At 46.1% G+C, this 21212-nt stretch carries 21 protein-coding genes; all 21 read left to right on the top strand.

Annotation, left to right across the window (positions count from 1 at the left end):
- Nucleotide 1 precedes the first annotated feature (1 nt).
- The 21 genes from ribD (at nt 2) to DWW77_RS08830 (ending at nt 21106) form a co-directional block, all read left to right on the top strand.
- Complete coding sequence (gene ribD, locus DWW77_RS08730; RefSeq protein WP_021977314.1) at nt 2-1129, top strand: bifunctional diaminohydroxyphosphoribosylaminopyrimidine deaminase/5-amino-6-(5-phosphoribosylamino)uracil reductase RibD; 1128 nt, start codon at nt 2-4, stop codon at nt 1127-1129.
- On the top strand, nt 1111-1764 hold the full coding sequence (gene ribE / locus DWW77_RS08735) for a riboflavin synthase (RefSeq protein ID WP_004844978.1): 654 nt from the start codon (nt 1111-1113) through the stop codon (nt 1762-1764). Before ribD ends, ribE begins: the two co-directional genes overlap by 19 nt.
- A gap of 18 nt (nt 1765-1782) precedes the next feature.
- On the top strand, nt 1783-3000 hold the full coding sequence (locus tag DWW77_RS08740) for a bifunctional 3,4-dihydroxy-2-butanone-4-phosphate synthase/GTP cyclohydrolase II (RefSeq protein ID WP_118515669.1): 1218 nt from the start codon (nt 1783-1785) through the stop codon (nt 2998-3000).
- A 38-nt stretch (nt 3001-3038) separates the two neighbouring features.
- Nucleotides 3039-3503, top strand: a complete 465-nt coding sequence (gene ribH, locus DWW77_RS08745) for a 6,7-dimethyl-8-ribityllumazine synthase (protein ID WP_436286269.1) — start codon at nt 3039-3041, stop codon at nt 3501-3503.
- Nucleotides 3504-3521: 18 nt separating this feature from the next.
- Nucleotides 3522-4169 carry an HAD family hydrolase gene (locus DWW77_RS08750; protein WP_174087829.1) on the top strand — a complete coding sequence of 216 codons (648 nt, stop codon included), beginning with the start codon at nt 3522-3524 and terminating at the stop codon, nt 4167-4169.
- A 125-nt stretch (nt 4170-4294) separates the two neighbouring features.
- A complete protein-coding gene (locus tag DWW77_RS08755) occupies nt 4295-5353 on the top strand; it encodes a tetratricopeptide repeat-containing glycosyltransferase family 2 protein (RefSeq protein WP_353616929.1) in 1059 nt (352 codons plus the stop codon).
- A gap of 123 nt (nt 5354-5476) precedes the next feature.
- Nucleotides 5477-6064 carry a collagen-like domain-containing protein gene (locus tag DWW77_RS18615; protein ID WP_118608532.1) on the top strand — a complete coding sequence of 196 codons (588 nt, stop codon included), beginning with the start codon at nt 5477-5479 and terminating at the stop codon, nt 6062-6064.
- Nucleotides 6065-6205: 141 nt separating this feature from the next.
- Nucleotides 6206-7573, top strand: a complete 1368-nt coding sequence (locus tag DWW77_RS08765) for an MATE family efflux transporter (RefSeq protein ID WP_330490070.1) — start codon at nt 6206-6208, stop codon at nt 7571-7573.
- Between the two features lie 139 nt (nt 7574-7712).
- Complete coding sequence (fliB, locus tag DWW77_RS08770) at nt 7713-8849, top strand: flagellin lysine-N-methylase (protein ID WP_059086870.1); 1137 nt, start codon at nt 7713-7715, stop codon at nt 8847-8849.
- 109 nt (nt 8850-8958) lie between these two features.
- Nucleotides 8959-9471: a LeuD/DmdB family oxidoreductase small subunit gene (locus DWW77_RS08775; RefSeq protein ID WP_330418275.1), complete on the top strand. Its 513-nt coding sequence runs from the start codon at nt 8959-8961 to the stop codon at nt 9469-9471.
- Nucleotides 9472-9474: 3 nt separating this feature from the next.
- Complete coding sequence (locus tag DWW77_RS08780; RefSeq protein ID WP_114002618.1) at nt 9475-10725, top strand: 3-isopropylmalate dehydratase large subunit; 1251 nt, start codon at nt 9475-9477, stop codon at nt 10723-10725.
- A gap of 135 nt (nt 10726-10860) precedes the next feature.
- Nucleotides 10861-11352, top strand: a complete 492-nt coding sequence (locus DWW77_RS08785; protein ID WP_015524680.1) for a LeuD/DmdB family oxidoreductase small subunit — start codon at nt 10861-10863, stop codon at nt 11350-11352.
- A gap of 21 nt (nt 11353-11373) precedes the next feature.
- Nucleotides 11374-12618, top strand: a complete 1245-nt coding sequence (locus DWW77_RS08790; protein WP_118608534.1) for a 3-isopropylmalate dehydratase large subunit — start codon at nt 11374-11376, stop codon at nt 12616-12618.
- Between the two features lie 215 nt (nt 12619-12833).
- On the top strand, nt 12834-14273 hold the full coding sequence (locus DWW77_RS08795) for a L,D-transpeptidase family protein (RefSeq protein WP_118608535.1): 1440 nt from the start codon (nt 12834-12836) through the stop codon (nt 14271-14273).
- A 375-nt stretch (nt 14274-14648) separates the two neighbouring features.
- Nucleotides 14649-15443: a CoB--CoM heterodisulfide reductase iron-sulfur subunit B family protein gene (locus tag DWW77_RS08800; protein ID WP_022426047.1), complete on the top strand. Its 795-nt coding sequence runs from the start codon at nt 14649-14651 to the stop codon at nt 15441-15443.
- Nucleotides 15440-15829 (top strand): 4Fe-4S dicluster domain-containing protein, encoded by a 390-nt coding sequence (locus tag DWW77_RS08805; protein WP_015524685.1) that lies wholly within the window; start codon nt 15440-15442, stop codon nt 15827-15829. Before DWW77_RS08800 ends, DWW77_RS08805 begins: the two co-directional genes overlap by 4 nt.
- A gap of 4 nt (nt 15830-15833) precedes the next feature.
- Nucleotides 15834-17822 (top strand): CoB--CoM heterodisulfide reductase iron-sulfur subunit A family protein, encoded by a 1989-nt coding sequence (locus DWW77_RS08810; protein WP_059085575.1) that lies wholly within the window; start codon nt 15834-15836, stop codon nt 17820-17822.
- Nucleotides 17813-18256: a hydrogenase iron-sulfur subunit gene (locus DWW77_RS08815; protein ID WP_015524686.1), complete on the top strand. Its 444-nt coding sequence runs from the start codon at nt 17813-17815 to the stop codon at nt 18254-18256. The genes DWW77_RS08810 and DWW77_RS08815 overlap by 10 nt, the downstream gene beginning before the upstream one ends.
- Nucleotides 18244-19218, top strand: coding sequence for a 4Fe-4S dicluster domain-containing protein (locus DWW77_RS08820; protein WP_015524687.1), 975 nt, complete (start codon nt 18244-18246; stop codon nt 19216-19218). Before DWW77_RS08815 ends, DWW77_RS08820 begins: the two co-directional genes overlap by 13 nt.
- A gap of 3 nt (nt 19219-19221) precedes the next feature.
- Nucleotides 19222-20259, top strand: a complete 1038-nt coding sequence (locus DWW77_RS08825; RefSeq protein ID WP_118608536.1) for a 4Fe-4S dicluster domain-containing protein — start codon at nt 19222-19224, stop codon at nt 20257-20259.
- Complete coding sequence (locus tag DWW77_RS08830) at nt 20252-21106, top strand: FAD/NAD(P)-binding protein (protein ID WP_118608537.1); 855 nt, start codon at nt 20252-20254, stop codon at nt 21104-21106. The genes DWW77_RS08825 and DWW77_RS08830 overlap by 8 nt, the downstream gene beginning before the upstream one ends.
- The last annotated feature ends 106 nt before the right edge of the window (nt 21107-21212 follow it).

The raw sequence follows: 21212 nt of genomic DNA on the forward strand, positions 1-21212 counted from the left end.
AATGACTGATCAGGAATATATGCTTCGAGCGATCCAGCTGGCTAAAAAAGGAGAAGGTTGGACGAATCCCAATCCGATGGTAGGGGCAGTGATCGTAAAAGACGGAAGGATCATCGGGGAAGGCTATCATAAAAAGTATGGAGAACTTCATGCAGAACGTAATGCTATTGCTTCTCTTACAGAATCAGCAGAAGGTGCGGTGATTTATGTTACGCTTGAGCCTTGCTGTCATCATGGAAAAACACCTCCATGTACGGAAGCGATCATTGAACAGAAGATAAGAAAAGTGGTGATCGGTTCCCGGGATCCGAATCCGAAAGTGGCGGGAAAAGGTGTACAGATGTTAAGGGAAGCCGGTGTAACAGTAGTTGAAGATTTTATGAGAGAAGAATGTGATCAGCTGAATCCGGTGTTTTTTCATTATATTACTATGAAGACTCCTTATGTAGTGATGAAGTATGCCATGACACTGGATGGGAAGATCGCAACGAAGACAGGAGCATCAAAATGGATCACAGGAGAAGCGGCACGAAAAGAAGTACAGCATATGCGGCATCAGTACATGGGAATTATGGCAGGCATTGGAACTGTGCTTGCAGATGATCCGATGTTAAACGTCCGGGTAGAAGGATGGAAAAGTCCTGTCAGGATTGTGTGCGACAGTAAGCTCAGAATCCCGCCGGACAGTCAGATCGTAAAAAGTGCGGAAAAGTACCGGACGATCGTGGCTTATGCAGATCAGAAAAATACAGAAGAAAAAATAAAAATATTACATACCATGGGAGTTGAGACCATTTACTGTCCGGATGAAAAGAATCAGATAGACCTTAAGAAGCTGATGACAGATCTTGGAAGCAAAGGCATTGACAGTATTCTCCTGGAAGGAGGCGGTACGTTAAATGACAGTGCCCTGCGAGCCGGAATTGTAAAGGAAGTACAGGCTTTTGTGGCACCAAAGCTGTTTGGCGGTGTGGCCGGGAAGACACCGGTAGAAGGTATCGGAGTTGAATTCCCGTCTGAAGCAGTGGAACTGAAATATACAGATATCTGCCAGATTGGTGAGGACATCCGGATAAGATGTCAGGTGTGTGAGAAAAAACAGGAGGAATCATGTTTACAGGAATCGTAGAAGAGAAAGGAAAAGTCCGTTATATACAGCTGACAGGAGAATCAGGGATCCTGGCAGTGAAAGCCCGGAAAGTCCTGGAAGGGACAAGAATCGGTGACAGTATTGCTGTGAATGGTGTGTGTCTGACAGTTACGTCGATCCAGCCGGACGGATTTACTGCCGATGTGATGGCAGAGACGATCAGAAGAAGCAGTCTTGGCAGTTGCAAAGCTGGAAGCCAGGTAAACCTGGAACGTGCAATGGCTGCAGATGGCAGGTTCGGGGGACACATAGTAAGCGGCCATATTGATGGGACTGGAGTGATACGTTCCATGCTCCGGGAAGAAAATGCCATCTGGGTATCAATTGAGACATCGCCACAGATCTTGCATCTGATCGTGGAAAAAGGATCCGTTTGTATTGATGGGATCAGCCTGACAGTTGCAAGGGTTGATGAAGCTGGTTTTCAGGTGTCGGTCATTCCACATACAGGAGAAGAAACCACCCTTTTGGAAAAGGTGCCGGGGGATCTGGTTAATCTGGAAAATGATGTGATCGGAAAATATGTAGAAAAACTGCTTGGCATCAGAAAAAATGAAGAAGAGAAAAAAGAATCCGGAATTACGATGGAGTTTCTTGAAGAATTCGGGTTTTAGAACAGGAGGATATACACTATGTCACAAAATTATCAGTACAACACAATTGAAGAGGCACTTAGGGATCTTAAGGAAGGAAAAATAGTTCTGGTCACAGATGATCCGGACAGAGAAAATGAGGGAGATCTGATATGTGCGGCAGAGTTTGCGACCCGGGAAAATATTAATTTCATGGCGACTTATGCAAAGGGTCTTATCTGTACACCGATGAGTGCAGAAATTGCGGCGAGATTGAATTTTCCGCCGATGGTTGCTGAGAACACGGACAATCACAGTACAGCATTTACCGTGGCAGTGGATCACGCAGATACAACCACCGGTATCTCTGCGGCAGAACGCTCCTATACCATTATGAAGTGTGTGGATGATCAGTCAAAACCGGAGGATTTCAGAAGACCGGGACATGTGTTTCCGCTTATTTCCAGAAAAGGCGGGGTTCTGGTACGAAATGGCCATACGGAGGCAACAACAGATCTTATGAGACTTGCCGGACTGAAAGAATGCGGCGTGTGCTGTGAAGTTATGAAAGAAGATGGCACTATGATGCGTACATCACAGCTATGGGAAATGGCAAAAGAGCATAACCTTACATTTATTACGATCCGTGATCTGCAGGATTATATAAGAATACATGAAAAGCATGTAAAGGAGGAAGCAGCTGCAAACCTCCCAACGCAGTACGGTGATTTTAAAATGTATGGCTATATCAATGACATTACAGGAGAGCATCATCTGGCACTGGTAAAAGGTGATCTAGGAGATGGTGAGGATGTGCTTTGCCGTGTACATTCGGAGTGCCTGACAGGAGATGCATTCGGATCGCTCAGATGTGACTGCGGCCTGCAGCTGCAGACAGCGATGCGCCAGGTAGAGGCGGAAGGCAGAGGGATCATTCTGTATATGAGACAGGAAGGCAGAGGGATCGGACTGATCAATAAGATCAAAGCCTATGCGCTTCAGGAACAGGGATATGATACCGTGGAGGCTAATGTGAAGTTAGGGTTTGCACCGGATCTCAGAGAGTACTGGGTTGGGGCACAGATACTGTCAGACCTTGGTGTGAAATCATTAAGATTACTGACCAATAACCCGGATAAAGTCTATGGGCTTGGCGAATTCGGGTTGAAGATCAATGAGAGAGTACCATTGGAGATTCCGGTACAAAAGTATGACCGGAAGTATATGAAGACGAAGCAGGAAAAGATGGGTCATATTTTTAAAGAAATAAATTTATAAAAAACAGCAAATAGCAGGAGGAAGAAAAAATGAGACAGATCAATTTAGTAGAAGGAAAAGTAGTAGCACCGGAGGGAATGAAGGTTGGTATCGTGGCAGCGAGATTCAATGAGATCATTGTGAATAAATTATTGGGAGGGGCAGTCGACGGACTGGTAAGACATGGAGTAGAAGAAGAGAATATTACTGCAGCATGGGTGCCGGGAGCATTTGAGATTCCGCTTACAGCACAGAAAATGGCACAGTCAGGAAAATATGATGCAGTTATCTGCGTGGGAGCTGTCATTCGTGGAGATACTTCACATTATGATCTGGTGTGCAATGAATCTGCCAAGGGGATCGCACAGGTTGAACTTGCAACAGGGATCCCGGTCTTATTCGGAGTGATCACGACTGAGAATATCGAGCAGGCTATTGCGCGGGCAGGAAGCAAAGCGGGAAATAAAGGCTATGACTGTGCGTTATCTGCGATCGAGATGGTCAATCTGATGAAGCAGCTCTAATAGATAGGGAAATAAATGATGACAAAAACAATCATATTCGATTATGATGGAACGATCCATCATACCATTGGAATCTATGAACCGGCATTTCGTGAAACCTATCAGTGGCTGACAGAACAGAAGGCTGCAGAAGAACGGGAGATAGGCTCGGCGGAAATTGCCGGCTGGCTGGGATTTAACAGTAAGGAGATGTGGAATACATTTTTGCCGGAGCTGGATCAGAGCTATAAAGAGCAGGCGAGCAGGATGGTAGGAGAACTGATGGTCAGACAGATCAGGAAGCATAAGGCAGTGTGGTATCCGGGAGCAGAGGAGATGCTTACAGCCTTGAAGAACCGGGGATATCATCTTGTGATCTTAAGTAACTGTAAAGCTTCCTATCGTGAGGCGCACTGGAAGGAATTTGGGATGGAACGATGGTTCGATCATTTTTATGACTGCGAATCGTATGGATTCCGTCCAAAGACAGAAATTGTGCAGGAAATCATCCGGGAATATACAGGCCCTTATCTGGTGGTCGGAGACAGGAGGCAGGATCTGGAATGTGCCAGAGCCTGCAAAAGCCCATTTATAGGATGCCTGTATGGATATGGTGAGAGCGGGGAGCTGAACGGAGCAGATCGTCTTGCAGAACATATAGAGGATATACCACAGTTGGTGATATGAGGATGAGTTCAGCTTTATCCGAAAGTAGAAGCTGTACACTGACAGAAGGCATAGGACTGACGGGAACGGCATAAATATTATAAAAATCCGAAGGATCCTGAAATATGATTTCCCTCAGTCTATGTATGATCGTAAAAAATGAAGAAGCAGTTCTTGATAGGATCTTGAAGCCGGTTTCTCAGGTGATGGATGCGATCCTGATCGCAGATACCGGTTCTTCAGACAGAACAAAAGAGATCGCGGAGCAGTATACGTCGCAGGTGTTTGATTTTCCTTGGTGTGATGATTTTTCTGCTCCGCGTAATTTTCTTCTGGAAAAAGTCCGCACCGATTACTGGATGTGGCTGGATGCGGATGATGTCCTGGATGAAGAAAATCTGGAAAAACTGAAGAGTCTTAAAGAAACTCTGGATCCCGGAACAGATGTTGTAATGATGGAATATGCGGCAGGGTTTGACCAGAGCGGGAGAACAACATTTTCTTATTTTCGGGAGCGGATAATGAAAACATCCAGAAATTTCAGATGGAATGGGGCAGTTCATGAAACTGTGATTCCGGAGGGAAACATCATCTATTCAGATGTGGTGATCCGGCACCGGAAATGTGGAAAAGGTGATCCGGACCGTAATCTCCGCATTTATGAAAAAATGCTGGCAGGAGGAGAAAAGCTGGAACCCAGACATCAGCTTTATTATGGGAGAGAACTGTATTATCATCAGCGATATCCGGAGGCAGAGGCTGTGTTGGTGGAGTTCCTGAAAAATCCGTCCGGATGGCTGGAAAATAAGATCGATGCCTGTTTTGTACTTGGACAGTGCTACCGGAAAATGGGAGAGAAAAAGTCCGCACTGGAAGCTTTTTTGTACAGTCTGACTATGGATGTGCCGAGGGCGGAAATCTGTTGTGAGGTCGGAAAGATTTTTCTGGAAAGAGAGCTTCCCAGACAGGCTGGCTATTGGTATGGGCAGGCGCTTACTGTGCCGTCAGATAAGAAAAAATGTGGATTTTTTATGGCTGAGTGTCATGGATTTGTGCCATATATGCAGCTTTGCGTTTGTTATGATAAGATGGGATGTCCGGAGCAGGCATTCTTTTTTCATAAGAAAGCGAAGGGACTGAAGCCGGAAGATCCGGGAGTATTGTATGACCAGAAATATTTCTGGGAAAAATATGGTCTGGTATAAAAGAAAAGATATCTTTATTATATTTTTCCTGGCAGGGTACAAGCTTGCGGGGATCCTATGCACAGGTAAAAGCTGTTGTCATATACTGTAGGGAAAGTTATTTTCCTATGAGGTGATCGAAGAATGCTGTTCAGGCATCGAAAACGTAAGGAAATGGAAATGCAGCAGGACAGTCATGAGGATTTGTCCTGTATGTCCTGTTATGGAAATCATAGTTCCTGTGGATGTGACAGATGTGGAACAAGAGGCTGCCCAGGCCCTGTGGGACCTACAGGACCAACCGGTCCCAGAGGCTGTCCGGGAGTTCCGGGTCCTATGGGTCCTCAGGGACCGCAGGGGGAACCGGGAATACAGGGATATACGGGAGCCACGGGCCCGGCTGGAGCAACGGGTCCAGCGGGAGTCATCGGTCCGACGGGAGCAACAGGAGCCACCGGTCCTGCAGGAGTAACAGGTCCGACGGGAGCAACGGGAGCGACAGGAGCAACAGGAGCCACGGGTCCAGCGGGAACGACGGGGGTAACAGGTCCGGCTGGTGCGATCGGAGCCACGGGTCCAGCAGGTCCAACAGGAGCAACAGGAGCCACCGGCCCTGCCGGAACAGTAACCCCGGCAGCTGCTGTTGGAAATGCAACAACGGTAGATGATATTGTGGAGGATTTTAATGCACTTCTTGCAAACCTTCGTGATGCAGGACTCCTGGAAAGATAGTGAAATGATAAACACACGTTACTGTGCGGCTGCGTATTTTATGCAGCCGCTGCATATTCTCCATAAAAATATTTCATTGTAGCTTTCCGATGAAAGGTGCTATAATATTCTTATGTAAGTATGAACATGGGGGATGAAATCGTGAAAAAAAACAAGTATGAGATCGATATGTGTAATGGATCGATCATGGACAAGCTGATTTCGTTTTCACTGCCGCTGATGCTGTCCGGTATCCTGCAGCTGATGTTCAATGCAGTGGATATCGTGGTAGTGGGACGTTTCAGCGGAAGTGAGGCGCTGGCGGCAGTAGGCTCCACTACCGCACTGATCAATGTGTTTACCAACCTTTTTATCGGGATTTCTCTTGGTGCCAATGTGCTGGCAGCCAGATTTTATGCTGCCGGTAAGGATGAAGAAATGTCAGAAACAGTACATACATCGATCCTGCTGGCTCTGATCAGCGGGATCATCATGGCAGTTCTGGGAGTGATCTTTGCCAGAATCTGCCTGGAACTGATGGATACACCGGACGATGTGATCGATCTTTCTACTCTTTATATGCGTATTTATTTCCTGGGAATGCCGTTTTTTATGCTGTATAACTATGGTGCGGCGATCCTGCGTGCTGTGGGAGATACCAAGCGGCCGCTGGTCTTTCTGATCATTTCCGGCTGTGCCAATGCGCTTTTGAATCTGTTTTTCGTGATCGTGTGTCATTTAAGCGTGGCCGGTGTGGGAATCGGAACGGTGATCTCTCAGCTGATCTCCTGCATTCTTGTCCTTCGGTGTCTGTATCAGACAGAGGGAAGCTATCAGCTGCGTTTTTCAAAACTGTCCATAAAGGGAGAGTACCTGAAGCAGATCTTCCAGGTGGGACTGCCTGCCGGGATCCAGAGTACAGTGATCAATTTTTCCAATGTACTTCTTCAGTCTTCTGTAAACTCCTTTGGTTCCATTGCTATGGCAGGATATACAGCAGCCAATAATATTTTTGGATTTCTGTATGTGTCCGTGAATTCGGTTACCCAGGCCTGCATGAGCTTTACCAGTCAGAATTATGGTGTGCGAAAACCGAAACGTATGGACCGGGTGCTTGTTGACTGTATGATCCTGTCCTTTGTCGTATCCTTTGCCATGGGCTGTGGTGCATACTTTTTCGGTCCGCAGCTTCTGAAGATCTATACGGAAGACCCTAAGGTTATCCAATGCGGAATGGAGATTCTTGTCTATACCACAGTTACCTATTTCCTTTGCGGACAGATGGATCTGTTTCCGGGAGCACTGCGCGGAATGGGACGCTCTGGTGTGCCGATGATCCTGTCTATTATCGGAACGGTCGGCCTTCGAATTGTGTGGATTTTCGGAATTTTCCCGGCTCACAGATCACTGAAAGTACTGTTTATTTCTTATCCGGCATCCTGGATCCTTACGATCATCATGCAGGTGACCTGTTTCTGGTTTGTAAGGCGGAAAGTTCACAGGCAGCTTCTGGGAGAGACTGCAGAATAAAAACGAATACACAGAATATCAGAAAAAGCGGATAGAATTCCGCTTTTCTGTGTTTACGGGGAAAATAAAACAGGTCAACTCATGTCCATTTTGCAAACAGGAGACATTGGAGCTGGAAAATAAAGAATATGGAGGAAACATGGAATTATTAAAACCTGATTATTACGACGAATTTACCTGTATTGCAGACAAATGCACCATCAGCTGCTGCAGGGAATGGAAGATCAACATAGATGATGAAACCTACAGAAACTGGAAAACCATCCAGCCGCCGTCAGAGGTGCCCGGACACAGAAGCTGCCTGCAGGCCTATACCATGAAAAAGGACGGCAGCCGGATCATGAAGATGACGGAAGAGCACGACTGTCCTTTTCTTGCAAAGAACAGACTGTGCTATCTGGTAAGTGCTTATGGGGATTCGATGCTTTCAGAGACCTGCCAGATTTTTCCAAGGGAGATCCACGAATTTCAGGATCATAAGGAAGCGACCATGATGCCCTGTTGCCCGGCTGTCCTGGACATCTGGAAGGAGAAGAAAAGAATCGCTTTTCCGGAAACTCCAAAAGAAAAGGAACAGCCGCTTTTTCTTGTGCGCCGGAAGGTTATGGATCTTATAATGGATCCTGAAAAAACACCGGAGGAAATCCTTCTTGAAAGTTTTTATGTTCTGAAGGAACTTCACTGGAACATGCCGCTTACCACAGAGCTTGTGGAAGATTATTTTTCAGAGAAAACGATTCGCCAACTGGAACATGCTATTAATGAAATAGAGCTGCCTGTTCTGGATACCATGGACGAATGCAATGAACTTTTGCAGGACCTGGCTGTAAATTACCGGAAAGAGGGACTTTACCGGAAATATCTGGAGCCGGTGATGGAACTTGCGGAGGAATTGTCCGAAGAATATGAGGAAGAGGAACTGGTGGAAGCCCGGGAGGATTTTTATCGGAAATTTCGTGTATATGAAGACCTTCTCCGGAGCTTTCTTGCCAACGAAGTATATTCAGATCTTCTGACACCGGAGGGAGATTTGGAAGATGCCCTGGTCCATATGCAGTGGATCGGTATGGAATATGCCACCATCCGCCAGGCTGTTTTTCTTCGGTGGCAGAAAGATGGACGGGGATCTCTTCCCTACGAAACACTCCGGGATTATATGGTAGTGATCTCCAGAATGACCGGATATGAGGAAGACGATATCCGGGAATATCTTGAGAACAGTTTTGAAGAGCTTCTGTGGGAGTGGGGATATTTTGCGCTGATCACAGGGAAATGACTTTATAACTTAAAGTTATATTAAGTATTAAAAATATACATTTTAATTATATGACGTTTTGTGTTAGAATATAGGACGAAAAGGGTAACAGAGGAATGTTAACCCGGAAATGGATAACGATCAGAAAGGAACTTGTTTTATGGATAAGGGAACGATTTTTAAATTTCATAATGACCTTGATACCGATCAGATCATTGCATCCCAGTATCTGCTTCTGCCGAATTTGGATGAAATGAAGGACCACACATTTGAATCACTGGATCCGGATTTTTCCAAAAAGGTTAAACCGGGAGATTTTGTAGTTGGAGGAGAGAACTTCGGATGCGGATCCTCCAGAGAGCAGGCACCGGGTGTTCTTAAGGCACTTGGAGTAAAGGCAGTTATTGCGAAATCTTTTGCTCGTATTTTTTTCCGTAATGCCATTAACATCGGACTTCCGGCAATTGTCTGTAAGGATCTCCCGGATGCTGTGAAGACAGGAGATACCCTGGAGCTTCATATGTCCGAGGGAACTGCTGTTGCCAATGGTAAGACTTATTCCTGCACAAAACTGCCGGAATACATGCAGAATATACTGAATCAGGGCGGCCTTATCGCTTCTCTGAACCGTGAGGAGGAATAAGAGATGGGAATGACGATCGCAGAAAAAATCATCGCGGCAGCGGCTGGAGTGGACAGTGTAAAACCCGGAGATATCTATACGGTTTCACTGGATCATCTGATGAGCAATGACGGAACCACACATCTGACTGTTGATATGTACAACAATAAATTAAAAAATCCTCATATTGCAGATACAAAGAAGCTGGTATTAATCGTAGACCATAACGTACCGTCTGACAGCCCGAAAACAGCGGCATCCCAGAAAAAGATGAGAGATTTTGCAAGAGAAAATAATATTGATTTCTGGGAAGGAAAGGGTGTCTGCCACCAGATCATGATCGAGAATTATGTCCGTCCGGGACAGCTGATCTTCGGTGCTGACAGCCATACCTGTTCCTACGGAGCACTTGGTGCTTTCGGTACCGGTGTAGGATGCACAGATTTCCTTTACGGAATGGTGACCGGAACATCCTGGGTCATGGTTCCGGAAACCGTAAAATTTAACCTGACAGGGAAGCTTCCTGAGGGTGTTTACGCAAGAGATCTGATCCTTACCATTATCGGTGAGATCGGGGCAAACGGCTGCAACTATCAGGCAATGGAGTTTACCGGTGAGGGCGCCAGAACCTTAAGCATCAGCGACCGTATGGCACTTTGCAACATGGCTGTTGAGGCTGGTGCGAAGACAGGAATCTTTGAGGCTGATGATAAAGCTCTGGAATATCTGAAAGAGCATGGACGTGAGCCAAAAGCGGTATATCATAGCGATCCGGATGCTGTTTACGCAAGAGAGTATACCTTTGATCTTTCAAAAGTCCGTCCGGTTGTAGCGAAGCCAGACTTTGTTGACAATGTGGTTCCGGCTGAGGAAACCTGCGGCATCAAGATCAACGAAGCGTTCCTTGGCTCCTGCAATAACGGCCGTATTGAAGACCTCCGTGTAGGCGCAGAGGTGATCAAAGGCAAAAAAGTTGCAGAGGGAGTTCGTTTCCTGGTTGTTCCTGCAAGCCAGACCATTTATCGTCAGGCATTAAAGGAGGGGCTTATCGATATCTTCATGGAAGCAGGGGCTATTGTTATGAACCCGAACTGCAGTGTATGCTGGGGAAGCTGCCAGGGTGTTATCGGCGAGAATGAGGTTCTGATCAGCACAGGAACCCGTAATTTCAAGGGACGTGCAGGGCATCCGAGCTCCAAGGTTTACCTGGGATCTGCGGCAACAGTTACTGCATCTGCCGTTGCAGGTGAGATCGCAACTGCTGACAGAGTATAAGAGTTTCAGAAAAGATTTAAATAATATATTCAGAAATTATCAGAGGATGATCCGTTTCGGCGTGGGTTCTTATAACAGAGCAGACAGAAAACATTTGCCTGATGATACGGAACGGAATAAACAGGAGATATACATATGGAAGCATTTACAGGAAAAGTGTGGGTACTTGGTGATGATATTGATACGGATATCATTATCCCGACGGAGTACCTTGCACTGAAAACCATTGACGATATGAAACAGTACGGATTCAGCCCCCTTCGTCCGGAGCTGGCCGGACAGATCCAAAAGGGCGACATTATTGTAGCAGGAAAGAACTTCGGATGCGGATCCTCCAGAGAGCAGGCACCGGAGATCATCAAGGCACTGGGTGTGCAGTGTGTCATTGCGAAATCTTTTGCCCGGATCTTTTTCCGCAACTCCATTAACAACGGCCTTCTTCTTATTGAGCAGCCGGATCTTCATGACAATGTAAAAGAGGGAGATCAGGTTACGGTAGTAATGAATGAGCATGTAGAGCACAATGGAAAACAGTACCCGATCGCTTCTCTTCCGGAGAATCTGATGGATATCATCCAGGCTGGCGGACTGGTAAAAGCCATGCGTAAGCTGAACGGCCTGGACTAAAAAACGGAGAGGAGAGAAATAATGGGCGAGACGATCATTGAAAAAATTATCAGACATAATACAGGCAAGGCAGTAAAACCTGGTGATATCGTGACGGTCAATGTGGACAGAGTGATGATCCATGATATCTTTATTCCGTTTGTAGCGGAAAAATTTGAGGAGATGGGCTTTCAGAAGCTGTGGGATTCGGACAAGGTTGTTCTGATCTATGACCATCTTGTACCGGCAAGTCAGCAGGATGATACCAGACATTTCCATGTGGGAGATGCTTTTGCAGCTAAATATGGCATGAAAAACGTACACAGAAGTGACGGTATCTGTCATCAGCTTATGACTGAGGCAGGTTATGTTAAACCCGGTAATATTGTATTTGGCACAGACAGCCATACCACGACTTATGGATGTGTCGGTGCGTTTTCTTCCGGCATCGGTTACACAGAGATGGCCAGCATCTTGGGAACAGGAACCATGTGGATCAAGGTTCCGGAAACCATAAAGGTTGTGATCGACGGAGAACTTCCGGAGAATGTCATGTCCAAGGATATCATCCTCCGCCTGATCGGTGACCTTCGTGCAGATGGAGCTACTTACCGTGCTCTGGAATTTTGCGGAAGCACCATTGAAAATATGTCTGTGGCAAGCCGTATGACTATGGCGAATATGGCAATTGAGGCCGGTGCGAAATGTGCACTTTTCACACCGGATGAGAAGACAGCTGCTTACTGCAACGTAGAGCTTGATGATTATCAGAAGAGTCTTGTGGGAGATGAGGATGCTGTCTACATGAAGACCATAAGTTATAAAGCAGAGGATTTTGTGCCGGTAATGGCATGTCCGTCTCAGGTGGACAAGATCCGTGATGTCAGTGAGCTTCAGGGTGAGACCATCGACCAGGTATTCATCGGTTCCTGTACCAACGGACGTCTGGAGGATCTTATGGCGGCAGCAGAGGTGCTGAAGGGCAAAAAGGTTGCAGACTTTGTAAAGCTGATCGTGACTCCTGCCAGCCGCAAAATTTACCGTCAGGCTATTGAGCTTGGCATTCTGGATACTCTTGCGGAAGCAGGGGCTATCATTACACATCCGGGTTGCGGACTTTGCTGCGGAAGGACCGGCGGAATCCTGACAGACGGTGAAAAGGTCGTGGCAACCAACAATCGTAATTTCCTGGGACGTATGGGAACTTCCAAGGTTCAGATCTATCTGGCATCTCCGAAAACAGCAGCAGCCTGTGCCGTTGCAGGCAAGATCGTAATGCCGGAATAAGAAGCAGAAGATCCTGAGAGAAATACTGTTGCCAGAAACAGATAAAGAAACGTATGAGAAAGACAGATTTTCGCAGAGGCGTCAGTCTGTCTTTTTTTACCGGATCAGAAGGATCCGGGATAAGTCATTTTTACAGAAAATGGGATTTATTGTATTATAATAACAGCCAGTGTGACAACATAACATATATTACATAAGACTCGAGGGATAAGGGTATGGAGAAAAGATCAACCATCAGTAAAAAGACACTGAAGATCATACTTGGAATCTGCATTGGCGTAACGATCCTGGCAGTGGCAGGGTTATTTGTCTATGCATACTTGGCAGATCACAATACGCTGGGACGGAAGATTTCCATATGGGGAGTGGATGTTTCCGGACTGGATGCAAAGCAGGCAGAAGAAAAGATCACTGCGGAATTTGCAGATCGTCCGGTATCCTTTCAGGAAAATGATCAGGAAGTTTACAGTACTACTTTGAAAGAGCTGGGCTACAGTCTCAATGAAGAAGCCCTTCTGAGTAAGCTTACAGAAATTCAGAAACAGCGGGAAGAGAGCCGGAAGCTTTTTCCAAAGGAAGAAAATATAGAACCGGAATGTCAGATCGAGGAAGATGAGGAGCAGGAAAAGCAGGCTCTCGATCTTTCAAATTTCGGTACGGAAGAAAGAAAAGCTTCTGTTGATGCAGCCATTCAGTACGATAAGGAGAAAAAAGAATTCACCCTTGTGAAACAGGTACAGGGGACGGAAATCGATCCGGATAAGCTGGAGACTACCGTGGACATAAATCTGAACGCAGCATTTGATACGGCTCTGCTTGGGGATACCATCACAGTACCGATCAACAAGCATGTGTATGTAAGCCCGACGGTCACTGTAACAGAGGATATGAAAAATAAGGTTACAGACCTGAACAGCCAGCTGAAGAAATACCGCAGCAGTACAGTAACTTATACATTCGGAAGTGAAACGGCTGTTCTGGATTCCGATACGATCACATCCTGGCTGAAGGCTGAGGGGGAGACGCTGACTTTAGATGAAGAAGCCATTAAAGCCTACATCAGTGAGCTTGCCAACAAATACAATACCATTTATGTTCCCCGCACTTTTCATACATCTACGGGAACGGATGTGACCATTGAGGGAAATGAGTACGGATACCGGATCAATCAGGACGGAGAATATGCGCAGCTTCTGGAAGACCTGAAAAGTGGTACTGCTGTAACAAGAGAGCCTGTTTACAGCAAAAAAGGATACCAGAGAAACGGAACAGACGATCTGGCAGGCAGTTACATAGAGGTCAGTCTGGATGCACAGCATTTGTGGCTGTATAAGGACGGAAGCCTTGTGACGGAAACAGATATTGTCAGCGGTAAGCCGGTGAAGGGGCGTGAAACATATCGTGGTGCATGGCCGATCGCCTACAAGGCGAGTCCCTTTAACCTTACCAGCAATGAATATGGTTACGATGTAAAGGTTAATTACTGGATGCCTTTTGTCTACGGACAGGGACTTCATGATGCGTCCTGGCAATCATCCTTTGGCGGGAACCGTTATAAAACCAACGGAAGCCACGGCTGCATCAATCTGCCTAAGGATCAGGCAGCACTGATCTATAACACCATTGATGCAGGTTATCCGATCATTATTTACTGATAGGAGCAAAAAAGCTTCGGAGAGATCCGGAGCTTTTTTTATGCCCGAAAATGAAAATTATCATGGAAGCAGGATCGTAAATGATAAGGTTTTTCAAAAGTACGTTAAAAAAAACACAAAAAAATATCGAAAAAGCCTTGTCGAAACAGAAATAACATGATATGATGATTTCGGAAATCGAGCTAATACACTTCTTAATTGCGGAGGAAGAGTGTTTTTCTCTTTTATTTGGGTGCAAATTGATAAAAAAACTCAAATAAGTGTTAGTTGAGATTTCATTTTTTTATTCATATATCGTTAAAAAAAAGACAATATATGAACAAGAATATCTACTATAAACGTCAGATTTTAGACTAAGAAAGGATAATGAAAGGTATGAAGTACAGTTATTATCCGGGTTGCACCCTGAGAACAAAGGCCAAAGATCTGGATGAGTATGCCAGAGCCAGTGCCACAGCCCTTGGGTTTGAGCTTGAGGAGATCGAGGACTGGCAGTGTTGTGGTGGTGTTTATCCGCTTGGCACAGACGAGATCGCCACAAAGCTTTCTTCCGTCCGTGCGTTAAACCAGGCAAAAGAAAAAGGCCAGGATCTGGTGACGATCTGTTCAGCCTGTCATCATGTGATCAAGCGTGTCAATGATGATATGAAAAATGTGGAAGATATCCGGACCAGAGCCAACAATTATATGCAGTTGGAAGCTCCCTATGAAGGAGAGACAACCGTTCTCCATTATCTGGAGGTTCTCCGGGACAGAGTCGGTTTTGATAAACTGAAAGAAAAAGTAGTAAATCCTTTTACCGGAAAGAAGATCGGAGCCTATTACGGATGTCTGCTTCTGAGACCTGGAAAGATCATGGCATTTGATGATCCGGAAAATCCAAGGATCATGGAGGATTTTATCCGTGCCCTTGGCGCTGAGCCTGTGATCTATCCTTACAGAAATGAATGCTGTGGAGGATATATATCCCTGAAAGAAAAAGAAATGTCACAGAATATGTGTGAAAAGATTGAAGAAAGCGCAGCAGGCTTTGGCGCAGATATGCTGATCACTGCCTGTCCGCTCTGCAAATACAATCTGAATAAAAATTCCGGAAATAAAATGCCGGTTTACTATTTTACAGAGCTTCTGGCAGAAGCCCTTGGCGTCAAAGAGGAGGTGGCAAAATGAGAGATAACCATTCTGCTGCGGAAAAAATAAAGGAGATCAGCGGGACCAATCCTCTGAAATGTATGAAGTGTGGCAAATGCTCTGCTACCTGCCCATCCTTTGACGAGATGGATATCAAGCCTCATCAGTTTGTGTCCTACGTGATCAATGAAAATATCGAAGCACTTGTAAATTCAGCATCCCTGTGGAAATGTCTTTCCTGTTTTGCCTGTGTGGAGCGCTGTCCGCGAGACGTAAAACCCGGAAAGATCATTGACGGGGCAAGACAGCTGGTTGTTCGGGAAAAAGGCGGAGACTATCTTTCACCAAATGAAATTCCGGAGCTTCTTGATCCGGAGCTTCCTCAGCAGCTGCTTGTAAGTGCGTTCAGAAGATACAGGAGGTGAGAAAGTGCAGAGAATCGGTGTATTTGTCTGTCATTGCGGAAGTAATATTGCCGCTACGGTAGACGTGAAAAAGGTTGTGGAGATCATTGCAAAAGAGCCAGGAGTTGTCCATGCAGAAGATTATCAGTATATGTGTTCTGAAGCAGGACAGTCCAGGATCCAGGAAGCCATCCGTGAAAAAAATCTCACAGGAGTGGTTGTCTGTTCCTGTTCTCCGCGTATGCATGAGGCAACTTTCCGTAAAGCAGCGGAAAAGGCCGGCCTGAATCCATATATGGTGGAGATCGCAAATATCCGTGAGCACTGTTCCTGGATCCACAAGGATATGCAGGAGGCTACGGAGAAGGCCGTGATCCTTGCAAGAGCAGCAGTAGCAAAAGTCAATTTAAATGCTCCTCTTCAGCCGGGAGAAAGCCAGGTTACAAAGAGAGCCCTGATCATCGGAGGCGGTATCGCCGGAATCCAGACGGCTCTTGATATTGCCGATGCAGGCTATGAAGTTGATATTGTGGAAAAAACACCAAGTATCGGCGGAAGAATGTCACAGCTTGACAAAACCTTCCCTACTCTGGATTGCTCCGCATGTATCCTTACTCCAAAAATGGTGGAGGCTGCAGCTCACGAAAAGATCAATATCTATACATACAGTGAAGTAGAAAAAGTTGCAGGTTTTGTAGGAGATTTTACTGTTGATATCCGCAAAAAAGCGCGAAGTGTCAACATGGACAAATGTACAGGCTGTGGAGTCTGCCAGGAAAAATGTCCTTCCAAAAAGATTCCAAATGAGTTCAACAGAGGGCTGAACAACCGGTCAGCTATTTATACTCCGTTTGCACAGGCGATTCCAAATGTTCCTGTGATCGACAGAGAGCATTGCCTGAAATTTAAGACAGGCAAATGTGGTGTCTGCTCCAAAGTATGTCAGGCAGGAGCCATTGATTACGACCAGCAGGATGAGATCGTAACACAGAAATACGGAGCGATCGTGGTGGCAACCGGATTTGATACCATCAAGCTTGACAAATATGATGAATACGCATATAGCCAGAGCAAGGATGTGATCACATCTCTGGAGCTGGAGCGTATCATGAATGCTGCAGGACCTACAAAAGGACATCTTGAGCGCCTTTCCGATGGAAAAGCACCGAAGGAGATCGTATTTATCCAGTGTGTTGGAAGCCGTTGCTCCGATGACCGCGGGAAGCCATACTGTTCCAAGATCTGCTGTATGTACACAGCTAAGCATGCCATGCTGATCCGTGATAAATATCCGGATACCAATGTGACGGTATTTTATATTGATGTCCGTACACCTGGTAAAAACTTCGATGAGTTTTACAGAAGAGCAGTTGAGCAGTATAACGTAAACTACATCAAAGGTCAGGTAGGAAAAGTAATTCCGCAGCCGGATGGAACACTTCTTGTTCAGGGCTCGGATCTTCTTGATAATAAGCAGATCTTTAAGAAAGCAGATATGGTAGTTCTTGCAACAGCTATTGAGCCAAATCCGGATGTACGTAAGATCGCTACTATGCTTACTGCAAGTATTGACACCAACAATTTCCTTACAGAAGCTCATGCAAAGCTTCGTCCTGTAGAATCACCGACAGCAGGAATTTTCCTTTCCGGTGTATGCCAGGGACCAAAGGATATACCGGAGACAGTTGCCCAGGCAGGAGCTGCGGCTGTAAAGGCCATAGGGCTTCTTGCAAAGGACAAGCTGACAACCAATCCATGTACGGCAAAATCCGACGAGCTTCTCTGTAACGGATGCTCTACCTGTGCAAATGTATGTCCTTACGGAGCGATTTCCTATGAGGAGAAACAGGTCAACGATCACGGTATCCGTGAGACAAGAAGAGTTGCGGTTGTCAATACAGCACTTTGCCAGGGCTGCGGTGCCTGCACAGTAGCCTGCCCGTCAGGAGCCATGGACCTTCAGGGCTTCTCCAACAGACAGATTATCGCGGAGGTGGATGCAATATGTCGATAGAAACAAAGGAAGAATTCAGACCAAAGATCGTGGCATTCTGCTGTAACTGGTGCAGCTACGCCGGAGCAGACCTTGCCGGAAGCAGCCGTTTGAGCTATCCGGCGGATGTAAAGATCATCCGTGTTCCATGTTCCTGCCGTGTCAATCCCATGTTCATCCTCCGTGCCTTTGAAAAAGGAGCCGATGGTGTGATCATGTGCGGATGCCATCCGGGAGACTGCCATTACAGTACCGGAAACTATTATGCAAGAAGACGTATGACACTTCTGTTTTCAATGCTGGATTATATTGGGGTGGAAAACGGAAGAACACGTGTGGAATGGGTATCTGCCGCAGAAGGCGTGAAATTTTCACAGACTATGAATGAGTTTGTTGAGAAGATCCATTCACTTGGTAAAAACGTGAGATTGGAGGATATAAGATGCAGGAGCTGATAAAACGTGCAAAAGAACTGCTTGCAGATGGCACGGTAGTCCGGGTTCTTGGGTGGAAAGCCGGAGATCTTGCCTTTAATCCGGAACCAGCCTATTTTGAAACACCGGAATCTCTGGAGGATTTTGTCTATGATGGATTCTGCGGTGCCAATTTAAGCAAATATATGATCGAAGCTTCCAAGCTGGAAGGAAAAACCATGGTCTGTCTGAAGCCCTGCGATACATATAGCTTTAACCAGCTTTTGAAAGAGCATCGTGTAGACAGAGAAAAAGCCTATATCGTAGGTGTTGGCTGTAAAGGAAAGCTGGATATTGAAAAGATCCGCAAAATGGGGATCAAGGGTATCCGGGGAATTTCCGGAGCAGAGATTACCGGAGATGCTGAGACATTGACTGTGGATACTGTTTACGGAGAAAAAACCTGTGCATACAAAGATGCCATGCTGGAACGCTGCCATGTATGTAAAGGAAAAGAGCATAAAATTTACGATGAACTGATCGGTGAGTCAAAGGAGACAAAGGACGCTGACCGTTTCGCAGAAGTTGAGCGGATCGAGGCAATGAGTCCGGAAGAAAAATTTGCATTCTGGCAGAGCGAGCTGAGTAAATGTATCCGCTGTAATGCCTGCCGTAATGTATGTCCGGCCTGCAGCTGCCGCAAATGCGTTTTTGACAGCAACAAGTTCGACAGCGCCCAGAAGGCAAATGTGGATTCCTTTGAGGAAAAGATGTTCCATGTGATTCGTGCCTTCCATGTAGCCGGAAGATGTACGGACTGTGGCGAGTGCAGCAGAGTCTGCCCGCAGGGAATTCCCCTTCATCTGTTTAACCGTAAGTTTATCAAGGATATTGATGCGTTTTACGGTGAGTATCAGGCAGGCGAGGATGCGGAGTCAAAGGGTCCGCTTACCAGCTTTACCTTTGAGGATGTAGAGCCAGGGATCGTGGCAGAAAGGGGATAATGTATGTATAAGATCGCAGTAGAAAATCTGCCGGCATTATTCCGGAAAATTGCCGCAGACCAGGAATTATATTTACCGGTAAAGGTAAGTGAGCAGGTGAACTTCAAGGCATGGAGCGAGGATGCAGAAGTTTCCCTTGAAACACTGAAAACCGTGAAATCACCGAAGGATGCTTTCTTTCCGCAGAGTGAAAATCTCTATATCTGTAAAAAAGATGGGAAAAATATCAGCATTGAGCCTCAGGCACTAAAAGACCAGAATTTTGTCGTATTCGGAATGAGAGCCTGTGATGTACAGGGCGTGAAAGTTCTCGACAATGTGTTCCTTGGGGATCCGGTGGATACTTTTTACCAGGCAAGAAGAGAACATGGAACTATTGTAGCGCTTGCCTGTCATGAACCGGAGGAAAGCTGCTTCTGTAAAGTATTTGGCATTGACGCTGCAGATCCGGAAGCAGATGTTGCAGCCTGGATCATCGAGGGAGAGCTTTTCTGGAAGCCTCTCACAGAAAAAGGAAATGCTTTGACAGAAGCTGTGAAGGAGCTCTTGGCAGATTCTGATGAGACAAAGGTAGAAGCGGAAAAGAAGGCGATCCGTGATATTATCGAGCTTCTTCCATATACACATCTTTCACTGGAAGGATGGGCGCAGGAAGAATATATGGACCGTTTCAATTCTCCTGTATGGGAGAAACTGTACAAGCCTTGTCTTGCCTGCGGAACCTGTACCTTCGTATGTCCGACCTGTCAGTGCTATGACATTAAGGATTACGACACAGGGCACGGTGTTCACCGTTACCGCTGCTGGGATTCCTGCATGTACTCTGATTTTACCATGATGGCTCACGGAAACAACCGTACCAGCCAGATGCAGAGATTCCGTCAGAGATTTATGCATAAGCTTGTTTATTATCCGTTAAATAATGACGGCATGTTCTCCTGTGTTGGCTGCGGCCGTTGCGTGGAGAAATGTCCGGAATCTTTAAATATCGTAAAAGTCATCAAGGCCTTTGAAAAACAGGGAGGTGAAAAGAATGAGTGAATGTACCTGTCATAAAAATTATACACTGGATACGCTGATCCCCAAGGTTGGCGTGATCACAGATATCCGTCAGGAGACACCGGATGTAAAAACCTTCCGTGTGGAAACACCGGAGGGTGGAAAGCTTTTCGAGCATATGCCAGGACAGTGTGCCATGGTCTGTGCACCAGGTGTCAGTGAAGGTATGTTTTCTATTACTTCTTCTCCTACTGTAAAGGATTATCAGGAATTCAGCATCAAAAAATGCGGATCCCTTACCGATCATCTCCACAGCCTTCAGGTTGGAGATGAGATCGCAGTCCGCGGACCATACGGAAATCATTTTCCTGTGGAAGATAAGTTAAAGGGAAAAAATCTCCTGTTCATCGCAGGTGGAATCGGTCTGGCACCTCTTCGTTCCGTGATCAATTATGTGCTGGATAACCGTGAGGATTACGGAACAGTAGATATTCTCTATGGTTCCCGTTCCGCAGATGATCTGGTGCAGCTTAAGGAAATCCAGGAAGTATGGATGAAAACAGAAGGTGTAAATGTATATCTTACCATTGACCGCGAGCAGGAAGGCTGGGACGGTCATGTGGGATTTGTTCCGAATTATCTGAAGGAGATTGGTTTTGATACCAATAAGACCGCTCTGGTCTGCGGCCCGCCGATCATGATCAAATTTGTTCTGGCAGGACTGGAAGAGCTGGGCTTCTCCAGAGATCAGGTATATACCACACTGGAGCTTCGTATGAAATGCGGTGTCGGAAAATGCGGCCGCTGCAACATCGGAGACAAATACGTCTGCAAAGACGGCCCGGTATTTAGGTGTGATGAGGTTGATGAATTACCTAATGAGTACTAAGTTATAGATTGCACCTTAAGAAACTTTCAAATATATGCGCTGGTTATAGCCAGTACACAGCCATGTGGAACAGCCATCTCGCTAAGATGCCCATTTTAGGAGCGGT

The sequence above is a fragment of the Ruminococcus sp. AF17-12 genome (genome assembly GCF_003479245.1).
In the GTDB taxonomy this organism is placed as follows: Bacteria; Bacillota; Clostridia; order Lachnospirales; family Lachnospiraceae; genus Blautia_A; species Blautia_A fusiformis.

Coding starts and splice junctions, on each gene's coding strand:
- ribE (WP_004844978.1), top strand. CDS start 1,111: ATGTTTACAGGAATCGTAGAAGAGAAAGGAAAAGTCCGTTATATACAG.
- DWW77_RS08795 (WP_118608535.1), top strand. CDS start 12,834: ATGGAGAAAAGATCAACCATCAGTAAAAAGACACTGAAGATCATACTT.
- DWW77_RS08820 (WP_015524687.1), top strand. CDS start 18,244: ATGCAGGAGCTGATAAAACGTGCAAAAGAACTGCTTGCAGATGGCACG.
- ribD (WP_021977314.1), top strand. CDS start 2: ATGACTGATCAGGAATATATGCTTCGAGCGATCCAGCTGGCTAAAAAA.
- DWW77_RS08805 (WP_015524685.1), top strand. CDS start 15,440: ATGAGAGATAACCATTCTGCTGCGGAAAAAATAAAGGAGATCAGCGGG.
- DWW77_RS08740 (WP_118515669.1), top strand. CDS start 1,783: ATGTCACAAAATTATCAGTACAACACAATTGAAGAGGCACTTAGGGAT.
- DWW77_RS08785 (WP_015524680.1), top strand. CDS start 10,861: ATGGAAGCATTTACAGGAAAAGTGTGGGTACTTGGTGATGATATTGAT.
- DWW77_RS08750 (WP_174087829.1), top strand. CDS start 3,522: ATGACAAAAACAATCATATTCGATTATGATGGAACGATCCATCATACC.
- DWW77_RS18615 (WP_118608532.1), top strand. CDS start 5,477: ATGCTGTTCAGGCATCGAAAACGTAAGGAAATGGAAATGCAGCAGGAC.
- fliB (WP_059086870.1), top strand. CDS start 7,713: ATGGAATTATTAAAACCTGATTATTACGACGAATTTACCTGTATTGCA.
- DWW77_RS08800 (WP_022426047.1), top strand. CDS start 14,649: ATGAAGTACAGTTATTATCCGGGTTGCACCCTGAGAACAAAGGCCAAA.
- DWW77_RS08780 (WP_114002618.1), top strand. CDS start 9,475: ATGGGAATGACGATCGCAGAAAAAATCATCGCGGCAGCGGCTGGAGTG.
- DWW77_RS08755 (WP_353616929.1), top strand. CDS start 4,295: ATGATCGTAAAAAATGAAGAAGCAGTTCTTGATAGGATCTTGAAGCCG.
- DWW77_RS08790 (WP_118608534.1), top strand. CDS start 11,374: ATGGGCGAGACGATCATTGAAAAAATTATCAGACATAATACAGGCAAG.
- DWW77_RS08830 (WP_118608537.1), top strand. CDS start 20,252: ATGAGTGAATGTACCTGTCATAAAAATTATACACTGGATACGCTGATC.
- DWW77_RS08825 (WP_118608536.1), top strand. CDS start 19,222: ATGTATAAGATCGCAGTAGAAAATCTGCCGGCATTATTCCGGAAAATT.
- DWW77_RS08815 (WP_015524686.1), top strand. CDS start 17,813: ATGTCGATAGAAACAAAGGAAGAATTCAGACCAAAGATCGTGGCATTC.
- DWW77_RS08775 (WP_330418275.1), top strand. CDS start 8,959: ATGGATAACGATCAGAAAGGAACTTGTTTTATGGATAAGGGAACGATT.